This window comes from Candidatus Thiosymbion oneisti (assembly GCF_900092655.1).
Taxonomy (GTDB): domain Bacteria; phylum Pseudomonadota; class Gammaproteobacteria; order Chromatiales; family Chromatiaceae; genus Thiosymbion; species Thiosymbion oneisti.
Map to the genome: position 1 here is coordinate 1 of NZ_FLUY01001118.1, position 212 is coordinate 212.

The following is a 212-nucleotide window of genomic DNA, read 5'->3' on the forward strand; positions in this document are numbered from 1 at the left end:
CGATGCTTACCGGAACCTCCAGCCCTGAGCATAAGCCGGGGGTCGGCAAGTGGCACCATCCTGCCGCCGCTTTGGATGTGGCGAGGTATCCGTTCCCGGCCAGGGTGTTGTGGCCAGGGGAAAGCGCCGTCGCCGCGGCGCGGGTGGAACCTGAGTGCCCGGATTGCCGACCAACGCCGCTGGTATCCCCCGTGGCTGAGGTTCGATGCGGC

General features: G+C 67.9%; 1 protein-coding gene. It reads right to left on the reverse strand.

Annotated elements, in window-relative coordinates; translation table 11 throughout:
- Positions 1 to 6: 6 nt before the first annotated feature.
- Positions 7 to 212, reverse strand: a 206-nt coding sequence (locus BQ17_RS22660) for a hypothetical protein (RefSeq protein WP_218068234.1), incomplete at its 5' end; no start/stop codon positions are given.